The 13,711-nt window shown below is 34.9% G+C and carries 11 protein-coding genes; all 11 read right to left on the reverse strand.

What is annotated here, in order from left to right:
- Positions 1-839: 839 nt before the first annotated feature.
- Complete coding sequence (locus M3182_RS00615) at positions 840-1,547, reverse strand: hypothetical protein (protein ID WP_251555763.1); 708 nt, start codon at positions 1,545-1,547, stop codon at positions 840-842.
- Positions 1,548-1,794: 247 nt separating this feature from the next.
- On the reverse strand, positions 1,795-4,752 hold the full coding sequence (locus M3182_RS00620) for a Tn3 family transposase (protein ID WP_108072854.1): 2,958 nt from the start codon (positions 4,750-4,752) through the stop codon (positions 1,795-1,797).
- A 29-nt stretch (positions 4,753-4,781) separates the two neighbouring features.
- Positions 4,782-5,336, reverse strand: coding sequence for a recombinase family protein (locus M3182_RS00625; protein ID WP_108072856.1), 555 nt, complete (start codon positions 5,334-5,336; stop codon positions 4,782-4,784).
- Positions 5,337-5,864: 528 nt separating this feature from the next.
- Positions 5,865-6,356: a PTS sugar transporter subunit IIA gene (locus M3182_RS00630; protein WP_061810986.1), complete on the reverse strand. Its 492-nt coding sequence runs from the start codon at positions 6,354-6,356 to the stop codon at positions 5,865-5,867.
- A gap of 15 nt (positions 6,357-6,371) precedes the next feature.
- Positions 6,372-7,142: a MurR/RpiR family transcriptional regulator gene (locus M3182_RS00635; RefSeq protein ID WP_061810985.1), complete on the reverse strand. Its 771-nt coding sequence runs from the start codon at positions 7,140-7,142 to the stop codon at positions 6,372-6,374.
- Between the two features lie 84 nt (positions 7,143-7,226).
- Complete coding sequence (locus M3182_RS00640) at positions 7,227-8,561, reverse strand: 6-phospho-alpha-glucosidase (protein ID WP_061810984.1); 1,335 nt, start codon at positions 8,559-8,561, stop codon at positions 7,227-7,229.
- Between the two features lie 157 nt (positions 8,562-8,718).
- Positions 8,719-10,299 (reverse strand): alpha-glucoside-specific PTS transporter subunit IIBC, encoded by a 1,581-nt coding sequence (locus tag M3182_RS00645; protein WP_061810983.1) that lies wholly within the window; start codon positions 10,297-10,299, stop codon positions 8,719-8,721.
- 216 nt (positions 10,300-10,515) lie between these two features.
- Positions 10,516-11,508, reverse strand: a complete 993-nt coding sequence (locus tag M3182_RS00650) for a Gfo/Idh/MocA family protein (protein ID WP_221816605.1) — start codon at positions 11,506-11,508, stop codon at positions 10,516-10,518.
- 5 nt (positions 11,509-11,513) lie between these two features.
- The gene (locus M3182_RS00655; RefSeq protein WP_251555764.1) at positions 11,514-11,660 is read right to left on the reverse strand and encodes a hypothetical protein; all 147 of its coding nucleotides are present in this window, start codon (positions 11,658-11,660) and stop codon (positions 11,514-11,516) included.
- Positions 11,661-12,178: 518 nt separating this feature from the next.
- Positions 12,179-13,015 carry a hypothetical protein gene (locus tag M3182_RS00660; RefSeq protein WP_251555766.1) on the reverse strand — a complete coding sequence of 279 codons (837 nt, stop codon included), beginning with the start codon at positions 13,013-13,015 and terminating at the stop codon, positions 12,179-12,181.
- Between the two features lie 279 nt (positions 13,016-13,294).
- Positions 13,295-13,594: a hypothetical protein gene (locus M3182_RS00665; RefSeq protein ID WP_251555767.1), complete on the reverse strand. Its 300-nt coding sequence runs from the start codon at positions 13,592-13,594 to the stop codon at positions 13,295-13,297.
- Between the last annotated feature and the right edge of the window lie 117 nt (positions 13,595-13,711).

A 13,711-nucleotide genomic window follows, 5' to 3' on the forward strand; every position in this document is an offset into this window, starting at 1 on the left:
TAAGAAATTAATTTTATTTTTTCAAAAAAATGTTGTTTTAATTGTTGTTTTATAGGTAGTACAATAAATTTTGTATTTCTCAAATCTAATTTTTAACACCAAATTCAAATCAATCCGACCAAAATTAAAAAGTCTCCTTTTAATAGAAATCTTTATTACTATTTAAATAGGAAAAATAAATTCCAGAGCCCAGTCGGTTCAAAGTTTACTTCTGTCCATTTTGACATGACCTATATTATTTTATGTAGAGCACTCTTGTTAAGGTGTTTATGTAAAATTAGTTTGGCTTCGCCCACACTAAATTTCCCTATTCAACTTTTTCAGTGCAAGGCAAGTATACCTTTTTTTTTCCTACCTATATTTATCCTTATTTCAGGTGCGTTTTAGTATTTAGAATCCAACATTAATTCGAAAAATTCCATGATCCCCTTAATCCATATGGTCCTTGATTTAATGACCTCCTTGCATTATCTCCTGAAAGAACAAAGTTATCACCTATTTTTCGATATACCGCTTTGCAATTTAATTTATAGTCACGAATGTTTAAAAATCTACTGCAATCCCGTTATATCCTGTGTATTATTGGTAATACCAGTAATAAAAAGCTTTTCTCAAAGTATGGATCTAATGCCAGTCAGGGATATAAAGCTTGTTTTAAAGTAATCCAAGGTCTGTTAAGATATTAACGATTGCAGCTGCTGTACCTGAAATAAAGAGTGCATCCTATTATTCCTTTAATCAATTGGATTTTCTTTCTCTCCTTTTCCAGAAAATAAACAAAATAAAAATCCGCTTCCCTTATCATTTGATTAAAGAAACTGTTATTTTTGAAATGCAATTTATTTTGGTGAGAAACCACCGCCATAAAAGGTTTTGTATGAATAAAAACGTGAACACCTGTGATTATCACTGACTTCTACTTTATGAACCGAGCATTTAGAACCAGAGTTGTTAGCGCAGTTTTCACAACGCTTAAAAGCATTAGGGCGTGCTAAATATATCCCTTTTGATTTTAAATCCTGCTCTTGTTGAATAGAAGAATCTCTATATTTTACTTCATATTCGTCAAACTTTTTTAATAATTTATCTAAGAGTTCTTTTCGCTCCTCTTTTTTTCTTAATTTCTCACTTTCTCGTCTTTGTATTTGTTTGATTTTATTTATAAGGTCTACCGGAGGATATTTAATTTCTATAATATATGAACCTCGATCTTCATGTTTATTTTTTATGAATAGTGGTCCTTTAGTAAAATCATGTGCTGCAACTTGAGAAATGTCATTAATTTGTATTCCTAGGTCAATTGTTTCATCATCATTTCTTGTGATAAAGAATGGAGCGAGGTTTCTGGCTCTTTTTTTATTTTTCTTAGTTCTACAATTCTTGATAAAATTAAAATGGTTCCCCATTAAATTTATAATAAACTTATATCCTTTAACTTGATAAGTTAAAGAATATGACTTCCCAATCCTCTCTAACAAGGCGAGTGGGATATTATGAATTGAAAACCTTGCTTTAAGGTCACTTGAAACTTTTGTACTTAAACCCAAGAATATCAACTCCTAGTAATTTCTATATTTTTGTAAGAGTAGAGCCATAACGAAAACAGTCAATATTATGATTTCTTTGGTATCACGAATTCTCTATGCGTTATACGTTCCTGTTTTAACCCGGATTCGAAGTGGGCGATTTGTATTTAGTGGGGTCCTACCAACAAAAAGCGCAAAACATACGCTAAGCAAATTTCGACATAAATAAAGCCGAGTTTTCCTACGCTAAGAAAATTCGGCTTATTATTTATTGAATAAGAGGGCGCAGCGAATGTAAGCTTGCTATTTTCTTCATATCAAAGGTGTATTCCCCAAGAAAATTGATATGTTCCCATCCTAATGGCGAAATATGTTTTAGTAGATCTTCTTGAAAATCCCCTTTTTCCTTCAACAATTTTGTTGCTTCGGTAAGATATACGGTGTTCCATACACTAATAGCGTTAATTATAATATTTAAAGCGCTTGCACGTTGAAGTTGATCTTGCAGTCCTCGTTCCCGTAACTCCCCTCGTTTTCCAAAGAATAATGATCTTGCCAAGCCATTCATAGCTTCTCCTTTATTCAATCCTCGTTGAATACGCCTACGTAGAGCTTCATTAGATATGTAATCTAAAATAAAAATAGTTTTTTCGATTCTTCCCATTTCTCGTAATGCAGCAGCTAACTTGTTTTGCCTTGCATATGATCCCAATTTCCCCATAATAAGCGAACCAGACACTTTTCCTTCTCGAATCGAATGGGCTAAACGGAGCACGTCATCAAAGTTTTCCTGAATAATCTTTGTGTTAATCCGTCCACGAAGTAATTTTTCTAGGTCAGGAAAATCACTTGGCTTTTGAATTGTGTATAGTTTGGAATCAGCTAAGTCACGAAGCCTTGGCGCAAAACGAAAACCTAACAAATGACTTAATCCGAATACAGAATCTGTATAGCCGGCCGTGTCTGTGAAATGCTCTTCAATATTTAATTCTGTTTCATGATGAAGCAACCCATCGATGACATGGACAGCATCTCTTGCATTGGTATTAATGACTTTCGTATAAAACGAGGAAAATTGATCACTTGTAAACCTATAAATGGTTGCCCCTTTTCCTGTGCCGTAGTGGGGATTTGCTTCGGCATGCAACGATGAAACACCAACCTGTACTCGCATTCCGTCGGATGAAGATGTGGTGCCATCTCCCCAATAAGAAGCTAGAGCAAGTTTGTGTTGAAAATTTACCAAAGTTGCCTGTGCTCGATTTATAGCATCATCATATAATCTCCATTGTGCGGCATTGGCCATCTGATGATAAGTAACTCCAGGTGTAGCATCTGCCATTTTAGTCAATCCAATATTCGTTCCCATTGCCATAAGCGCAGCCATCAAAATGACCTTTTCTTCTCCATTTGGAGGGCGATTAGTGGAAGCATGTATTAACATTTCGTCAAAACCTGTCCAGTGCGCTACCTCCATTAAAAGATCAGTAAGCTTAATTCTCGGAAGCATATTATATAAGGATAAACTGAAAGTTCGTGCATCTTCTGGGGTATTCTTTTCCAAACGATCCACTCTAAGTTTTGCTTTTTCTATATTTATTCCTTCAAGACTATCAAGGTTATTTGAAACCCATGTAAGGCGTTCAGCTAGAGCTTTCTTTCTTTCCTCAAGGTATTCCTCTGCTGATGAACGAACTGCCAGTCTAGTTTCTTTAAGATTGGTTGTTGTCCATTCATCTTTGGGAACAAGGTACTCCTCAAAGTCTTTATGAAGCCTACTGCCGACTACAGATACGTCTCCTGAACGAATATGATTTTTTAATTCCGTAAGGGCAGCCATTTCATAATAATGTCGATTAATTGTTCCTTCCTCATCGTATACATGCTTTTGCCATCGTTTTGGGACGAAATCTAATGGAGCTCCATCTGGTACTTTTCTTTTTCCGGATTCATTCATCACGTTCAATGTTTTTAATGCACGTAATAATGGTTCTGCTGCTTTTGTAGAATGAAATTCTAATGATTTCAAAAGAGTAGGGGTATACTTTCTCAGATAAGTAAATCGATTCTCTAGCAAATCAAGGTAATCATAATCCATTGGTCGAGCTAATTTTTTCGCTTCTTCAACAGAAGTAACGATTTTATCCCAAGGCATTATCTTTTCAATGGTCCTAAATGGATCAAGCCCTTCATCTCGTGCTTGAATAAGTGCAGCCCCAATATCTGCAAAATGAACAACTTTTTCGTTAACTGCTTTTCCATTTTCTTTTTGCATTTCCTCTTGTGTTTTACGACCTTTCGATTGTAAAATCATCATTTGCCGATCATGAATTTCAATTGCTTGGTCAATTAAATCCTGACTTAGAGTTACTAGGTATGCGACAAGAATGGTATATTTCTTATTTTCTTTAAATCTGCGAAACGAATGGGGTTCATAACGTGCCCCAATGCGAGATAATTGTAGTAACCGATTAGGATGAACTTCATTTATGTTTAATGGAAGTTTCAACTCCCGAATATATTCTAAACGCTCTATTACTTTTAGAAAGGCATCCGGTGATGACTGACCCGGAAGTTCTCTCAACCATGCCAATGGGGTTTTCCTGCTTTCCGCAAAGGGATCTATAAGTTTATCCAATTTGTGTCTTTGCCACGGTGAAAGAGTAGCAGTTAAAGAGTTAAAAATCCTTTCCTCTGCTCTCCGACGGGTATCCCACACAAGTCGCTCTATTGTAGTCATTCCAGGAAGGATTATTTTTCGATTCCTAAGTTCTTCTTGAACAGTTCGAAGTAGATACATAGAATTGCCATTTTGAAGTGCATGTTTCAAAAGATACTGAGCTAACTCCCGATATGTACTTACAGAAAAATTCTGGTATCCATATACCTGTCGAATTTCTTCCATATGTTCATGCTTGGTTGGGTCACGTTGGGCATATAAAGAAAATGAATCGGGATTAGCATTTATTTGTTTTGCTATATAGTGGAGTACATAGTCTGGTATAGGTTCAACATCTGTGAGAGACCACCCTGGATAGCGCAATACACATAATTGGACAGCAAACCCTAAGCGATTATGATCTCTTCTGTGTCGTTTTATAATTTCCATATCAAATTGCGAAAAAGTATAATAGGTTTCTAGTTCTTGTTTACTCATTTCATCCGGTATTTTTACAAATTCTGCTCTTTGATCTGCTGTAAGTAATTCTTTCCCTCTTGATGCCATTTCCTCCCCATCCTTTCGTAAGCAAAGACTTACTTCTTTTCTAAATATCGATAAACAGTTGTTCGGGAAACTCCCCACATTTGAGCAATATCAGTAACGGGTGTCCCATTTGCTACCAATGTCTTCAACATTTCTAATTCCTTTTTATCTAACTTCTCCGGTCTTCCTCCTAAACGCCCTCTGGCTCTTGCAGCAGCACGACCAGCTGCTGAACGTTCTTGAATAAGATTACGTTCGAACTCAGCAAAGGCCGCAAATAGATGAAACATAAGCTGCCCTGTTGCACTAGCCTTGTCCATCGTAATGTTTTCCTGCAAGCTGTGGAAACTAATACCTCGGTCATTAAGGTCATTCACAATTTTAATTAAATGCTGCATATTTCTCCCTAATCGATCTAAGCGCCAAACTACTATCGTATCACCAGAGCGTACAAATCGAAGGGCTTCTTCCAATCCTTGTCTTTTATCTTTGGCGCCACTAATTTTATCTGTAAATATTTCTTCGCAACCATGTTCTTTAAGAGCATCCAATTGTAAATCAAGATTTTGAATGCCTGTTGAAACACGAGCATATCCTACCTTCATTAATTTCTCCCCTTATTTTTAAATTTCTCTGTTTTATCGTAACATAACTTAATGTTAGGGGTAATATCTGAACATAGATTTCTTTACAGAGTTTATGAACACATATAGTAGATAGAAAGCTATAAAACTATTTAAATTTCCCTGCGTTCAGAAATTGATGAGTTTTTGAACAAAACAAATAAGTATCCTGAATGACAAGACTTCTAGGCTGCAGAACAATTTATTTTAGATCTTTCATTTTTAGTTTTGCGCCACTGTTTTTCTAAATGGAAAGCGCCGTAAAACCGAGGAACGTAATAAAAGCCTGAATGAAGGAAGTATCATACAGGCTAATTATTACTTAATAAATTCACTTTTTGATCTAAGAATTAGGTTGTCAAAAATAAATAACAACTATGGCATGAGAATCTTCCTTACCAAGAATGGAGGCCGTTTCGCTTTTTAAAATCAGTTCAAGCTACGAATTTGGCTGGGTCTTAAATTTTTGAGAGCCCCATCACAAATCGATTTTCAAGTATGAAATTTGAGTTATTTAAAAATCAATTGAGCAATTTCCGTTCCACTTTCAACTTCATCTGACTTTAACGGAATCATTTCAGAGATTTTTTCTTCAAAATTCGGGAAAACAAGGACTGAAATAATTTCTTTTCCCTTCTCCTCAATATAGGAAAGATCAAAAGTACCAATGTGGTCATTAACACTAACTATATCTCCAGCATTAATTTTGATATTAAATCCTTCACCTTTTAATTCAACTGTTTCAAGTCCTAAATGTAATAGCATTTCAAGGCCATCTTCCGTTACCATTCCAATTGCATGTTTAGTAGGAAACACTTGTGTAACCTTCCCATTTACAGGAGAAAAAACTTCGCCGTTAGTTGGAATAAAGGCTAGCCCTTCGCCCATCATTTTCTGGGAAAAAACGGGATCTGGAACACTTCCTAATGGAATAACCTCGCCCTTTAAAGGGCTATGGATGAATATATTTTTTTCTTTTTTACTCTTCTTAAAAAACATCATTTCACACCTCAATGTCTATCTTTTACTATTTATATAATCTAAATATCCAAATGCCAATGCTTCTACCACAATAAAAAAGGAAGAGGCAGATCGTACCCACCAATTTTTCGGAATAGGATTCATCGTACTGGAAGCATATAAATTAAAATCAGCATGTCCTGACAACCAATTACTTTTAAAATTGGTAAGGGAAATCATTTTTGCACCCTTAACTGCAGGAATATCAGGTAACCCTTGTAAGTTTGGATTTTCACCGGATAGCGAAAACAAAATAATTAAATCTTTAGAAGTTAACTTTTCAATTATAAGCCTATATTCATTTGCGTGGGCCATTGCAGGAATAATTTGAACGGGTTTGCCAATAAGTAGGAATAGTCGTTGCAGTTCTGCAGCTTGATTTTTCTGGGCTATTCCTGTTGAAATGACATAAATATTTTCGCTAGTATCAATTGCTTTATAAATAGGTTCAAAGTCCACACTATTTAAATAGTCTAACGTTTTATTGACATCATAAAGAACTTGTTCAAACAATTCATTTGGTTTAAGTTCCTCATTTGGGCTGGCATTTTCCCATTTTACAAAGTTTTTAAATTCACTATATCCACTAAAACCTAATTTTTGAGCAAATCTTAATACAGATGATTTGGATGCTAAACTATTTTTAGCTAACTGATTAATACCCATGTTCCCAATTTTATCTTTATTAGCAAGAACGTACTTAGCAATAGTAAAATCAGTATCACTCAAATACTCATAATTTTTATTAATTAACTCTTCAAGATTCACAAGGAGATCCTCCTAACTTAATTACCAGGCAACAGGGTATGAAAACACCTCATACCCGCTACTAGTTTAGCAAACCCTTTTTCCTTAAGAAAGTTCCGGCCAAAAATCCTTGTTTGCCTCGATAAGGTCATCTAAAATTGCTTTTGCAACACTCGCACTTGGTACTGTCTTTGACAATGTTAGCGCCTGCCAAAGTTTTTGATATGATTTTTCTAAATAAGCTTGAACGACTAACTTTTCTACTGATACTTGTTGTTCAATCAATCCCTTTTGGAATTGAGGAATCGTCCCAATAGATAGTGGTTCCACACCTGCTTTACTTACTAAACATGGAATCTCAACCATTGCAGTTGGTTCAACGTTTGCAATCGCCCCATTATTAGGAACAATTAATAGCATTCTTTCATATGTGTTGTATGCAAGCGCTCCTGCCAATCGAACGATGAATTCCGCGTGTTCCCCGGCTTCAATACTTGTTCCTTCAGCGGTGCCAGCTTCGGCAATTCGTATACATTCGGCAAAAACATTCTTTTCACGATGATCCATCACTTCGTTTGCCCGTGTATGTTCTGGGTTTGAATGTTGTACTACATAGTCAGGGAATAAATAATATTTTAAATACGTATTTGGTAGTGTATCCGGGTCAACAGCGTATACGTCCTTAGCTTTAGTAAATGTATCCATCCAGCTGGATTCCGCTAGCAGTGGATTATTAATCCCATCATTTTTAGCCCCATAACCCCATTGTTTTACATGTTCTTTCAATCTTGGCATTAAGTCATTGCCTTCTTTATCATAAAGCTCAGTCCACCAACCAAAATGGTTTAGTCCATAATACCGTTCAATAATATCATTCTCAGATTCCAACCCTAAAATGTCAGCCATTGATTTTTTAATGGCAACTGGCATATCACAAATATTAATGATTTTCGAGTTAGGACGTAAGATACGTGTTGCCTCTGCAACAATCGAAGCTGGGTTAGAGTAGTTTAACATCCAAGCATTCGGTGAATACTTTTCCATATAATCAATTAATTCAATTACTCCTGGAATTGAACGCATACCATAGGCCATGCCGCCAGGTCCACATGTTTCTTGACCAACGGCCCCATATTTTAATGGAATTTTTTCATCTAGTTCACGCATTTTTAGACCACCGACACGAATATGTGCCATTACGAAATCAACATCTGTAAAAGCTTCCTCGGGATCTGTTGTTGCTATGAATTCAATTTTAGGAGCACGTTCCTTAATGATAATTTCACATGCTTTCGCAACGATATCTTGACGTTCTTTATTATTATCGTAAAATTTTAATTTCCGTAATGGAAATTTATCTTGATTTTCAATTAACATCATTACAATTCCAGCTGTATAAGTACTTCCCCCACCAGCAATTACTACAGAATTTTTTTTCATTTTTAGTCCCTCTTTCCTTATTGTTGTTATGTCTTAGTGTATAAATATTTCTTTAAGGTTAGTATACTGCGATTTTTCCTTCATCGTAATAGTTTGGAAAGATGATGGGAAAGGTTTCACTCATTGGGAGATTTCTTTAACCTTCTTACATCCTATTTTACTTTCGAACACTTTTAATCTTTTCTTCCATTTTATCTCGAACTTGACCAACTGATAGTCCAACTATTACTTGGATCGCTTGTTTATTTCGAACTAAGCCATGTGCTCCATGTTTTCTAAAAACTTGTTCACTTTCTAGTTTTTCAGGATCTTTTACTGTAACACGTAATCTCGTTGCACAGTTTGTAATATCTTGAATATTTGCAGCGCCACCTAAATCTGCTAAAAAGTATTCAGCTAATTGTTCAAAAGAACTGCTTCCACCTGTATTTCCTAATTTCTTCTCTTTGTAATCTGCTTTCGTAAATAACTTGCTTTCTACATCATCAGACTCCCTGCCTGGCGTCAAAATATTAAACTTAATAATTAGATATCTAAATAAAACAACATAGATAACGGTAAATCCTAAACCAATACCTATTTGAAGCAGCCAAGTTGCCCAGTGATTTTGCCATGTACTTGCCCAAGTGATTGAGAAATCAAGTAAGCCGTATATAAAGTTACCTGAAACACCAAAGGCATACATAATTGCAGTCATTAAACCAGCCAAAATAGCATGAATTAAAAATAAATAAGGAGCAATAAACAAGAATGTAAACTCTATTGGTTCTGTTATCCCTGTAATTACTGCAGTAAATGCAACAGGTAAAATTAATCCAATTGTTTGTTTTCTTTTCTCTGGTCTACTTGTAATGATAAGTGCAATTGCTATGCCCAAGCATCCAAATACTTTGGAATTCCCAAACAAGGTAAAACCACCCTGAGGAAACAACTCTGTCATTGATTTAGTCGAATTTGCAAACTCTGCTACATGAGAAAACCAATAAGCTAGAAGTCCCCCATTTACTGCAGCTGGTCCATAAGCAAAGGGCTGCCAGATAAAATGGTGTAAACCAGTTGGAATCAGAATTCTTTCTAGAAAACTGTAAAGCCCTACACCTATAGCTCCAGATGTTTTTAATAGCCCTTGAAGTGAAAAAATCCATTCTTGAATATGTGGCCAGACAAGACAAGTTAAAAGTGCTACTGGTATCATAACTAAGAATCCTACTATCGTGACCAAGGCACTTCCTTGGAAAATTGCTAAAAGGTCTGGCAATTTTTTATCATAAAAGCGTTCATGAAGCCAGATAGTAATTCCTGCAATAATTAATGCACCAACCATACTCGTATCAAGCGTTTTAATACCTGCTATACTTGCTAATCCGCTATATCCGCCTACATCCTTAGAGAAATCCACCCCAAAAGTTGAACCAGATGTAGATAGTAATGAGTTGATAAATACATTAAAAAACATATAAATAACGAAAGCTTCCAATGCAGCCCTGCTCTTTGATTTCTTTGCTAAACCAATAGGTAAACCGATAACAAATAAAAGGGGAATATTTTGAAATACAACGTAACTCCCATCAAAAATTAATTTCCAAAATGCATACCAAATGGTACCTTTAGCAGCAATACTTCCGACCATTTGCTCATTTAATAAAGTGTTACTGAGACCTAGTAACAATCCCATAGCCGGCATAATCATTACTGGAATAAACATGGCTCCACCAAATCGCTGCAATTTCTGCATCATAATGAATCAACTCCTTTTTAGTTTTTATAAGAAAGCGCTATCTCTAGAGCAATTATAGAGCTGCATGATTATTCTAACAATCACTTATCAATAACTTGGGAAAAGTACCAGATAATGAAACAAATGAGACTCAGAAAATTGAAAATAACTTTTAGGAGTAGACCTTGATTATTAATAAAAAAATCCCTTTAGTTTAAACTGAAGGGATTACTCGTACTATTTATTTATCCTATCCGCCGGAAATTCAAGACCCATCTGTTTCCGCGCTTCTTCTATAATTCTCATAGTTATCATTGAATGATTGTGCGAATTGATACTTGATTCTAACTGACCAGCCTTAATTAAATTAATAAATTCTTTGGTTTCATAATACATTGTGTTGTTAGATTGTGGGTAGGAAATATCTTCTACTCGTCCATCTCGATAACGAATTTCTACTTTTTGTGGTTGATTGATATTATCTATAATAATGTTTCCATTTTCGCCTTGAATTTCAGAAGGAATATTCGAATCTGTTATTTTTGAATACATAATTACTGCATCCATATCTTTATACTTCAGCAATAGACTTCCTTCTCCGTCTATTCCCGAGTCAAGCATCAACGCATTGGCTTGGACACTAGATGGTACGCCAAATAATACAACCATTGGATAAATACAATAAATACCAATATCCATTATAGAACCATTTGAAAATAAAGGATTGAATGCATTTAATATAGTTCCTTGCTTATAAGCATCATAACGAGAGGAGTATTGACAATAACTTGCAAAATATCGACGTATTTTTCCTATTTTATGTAAATTACTGTAAACACTTTGAAAATTAGGAAGTAATGTTGATTTTAATGCTTCCATTAAAACAACTTTATTACTTTGAGCAACTTGAATCATCGTTTGTAATTCTGTTGTATTGGAAGCAATGGGTTTTTCACAAAGCACATGTTTGCCATACTTCATAAAAATTATAGCTTGCTCGGCATGCAGGGCATTTGGACTGGCTATATAGACTGCATCAATTTCATCGCTTTTTGCCATACTTTCCAAATCCACAAAAATATTCTGTATATTATATTTTCCAGCAAATTCTATTGCCTTTTTCACTGTCCGAGAATAAACAGCAGTTAAAGAAAATTCCTTTAAAGTACTCGCATCTTGTATAAATATGTCCGTTATTCGATTCGTCCCGATTACTCCAAATCGTATCATTTTTCTTACCTCCAATGGACCTTCAGTCGTAATAATTCCCAATATTTCCAATTTAATAGAGTATTACTTGGTCCTTGTAATAATCCCATTGCCGGCATAATCATTACCTGAAATAAATATGGCTTTGCCAAATCGTTGCATTTCTTCATCATACTAGCTAGTTACTCCTTTTTTCTCCTAAGAAAGCGCTATCTATTAAACCATTATAAATTTGTGTAATTACTCTAACAATTACTCATAAATAACTTGGGAAAAGTTTCAGATAATGAATCAAATGAGGTTGAGAAAATTGGCCTTATCTATAAGGTTTAACATTCTAAGCGAAAAAAGATAAAAGATATCACTAACTTTTATCTTCAATACTATTAATAGGGGCATTTTTAAAATCATATTAAGCAACTAAGTGGATATACCCCATCTCAAATATACAGAAGACATTATCAAAGCCAATTCCTCTACATAAAAAAAGACCCTAGGATTCAGGGGTTAAATAAGGTTGAGTTTTAGAAAAAAGGAGTATATCATCGCTTAGAATTCTAAGATTATTTAGCCAATATGAAAGGCTATTAATTCCTTAGCATAGGAAAAAGTCGATTTATTTCATCCAGAAATTGACTTAGCGTATGTTTTCCGCGTTTTGTTGGGGGGACCCCTTAGTTAAAACAATCTATTATCTCTTACACACCTGACAATAAAACCGAGCCAATAAATGATCGCTGCGTATCTTCCATGTATGCCCGCAGCCTTTACATTCCGCTGTTACTTTCTCTCTACTTGAAACATAATTTGTAACATCAATAGCGTTATTTGACCTCGCTAACACTTTTTCTCTAAACGCTTCTGCTCGTTTTATCTTAGGATTTCCTTTTTTCGTTTTCTTTGGGTTCTTAGTCGCTTTCTTAATCCTTGTTTCAGAGCGCTTCCTCCTTTTTCCGATTTTAAGCAACTTCTCTGCAAAGGGATGATTTTGCATTCCTTCATTAAAAAGACTTTTTTCTAGACATCCATATGACTCCAGATTAGATAGATAAAAAATGGTTTCATCATCCACTAATTGTTGGAGTTCATCGAATACTTCCTCTAACCGAACCAATTTTTTATCTTTCAATGTGTAGTCATTGATTCCATGCTTATACTCAGCCAAGACGGATATAAAGGAGTGATCAATTTCATTATCTATCACACTGGTAATCGAATATCTCTCTGGCCTGAAAACAAAAAATCTATCAAAATCCTTCTCGATATATTCGATACCTGATAAACAACGAGGGGTTGTTTCATTCTCAATATAACACTGTTTTTCGACCGTTCTTCCTTTCCCATCCAGGTAACAATAATCGAATCGAATGATGAACGGGTCCTTTCCGTATTCCCCTTTAGTCCTTCCGTTATTTGAAATGAATAGTTGGATATAATAGGCATTCTTCTCTTCCTCGATTTTCGGTGGAAAGCGCTGTACTCTATCCCCTAAAGAAAATGAACTAAATGGATTTGAAGGAAAAATCATTTTATATCTTTCCTGCCTATATCCCCCTCTTTTTTTCTGCAGCAAATGATAAACTTCATCACTACGTTTCTCTCTATTATTTTTTTCTACTATCTTTTCGTTCACCACTTCTATTTGCTTAGTAAACAGTTTATAAAAGTCCAAATCACATTGTTTAGAATCTCTGTATTTTAAGAATGGCTGGCCTGTATTCCTCTTTTTATTCCTTGATAATACTAAACAAAAGTTTTTAAAGGCCTTATCGCTATAAAATCGCAGCTCTTTGAATTTTCTTCATACTTAATCACTTAGATTCGAGAATTCTTGTTGATATTCACCCTTTGCTTCAAGGAAATGATTATATAAAAAGTCCCACCTTTCCACTAAGGATTGAGTTTCAGCCATTTCAACATCAAGGTGATAATGTTTTATTAACTGATCAACCTCAGACACCACTTCTTTAAAAAGTTTTGTGTCACTTAAGTTATCGTTCAGCTCTAACAAGAAAGAAAAATTTTTAGAGAATGAATATTCAAAATTAAATCTGGTAAACCCATAATCATAATAAGAATAGATTCCTTTCACATCTTCCTGGACCAATCTCAGGAAATCCTCGAACTCATTTATTTCGGTATCTCCATGACTCAACTTTAAAACCGCAAGAAAGGTGTTTAATTGATTAAATCCGAAAAACGAGGCATTTAACCTTTTTATGTA

Source organism: Mesobacillus maritimus (assembly GCF_023715205.1).
GTDB lineage: Bacteria > Bacillota > Bacilli > Bacillales > Cytobacillaceae > Mesobacillus_B > Mesobacillus_B maritimus_C.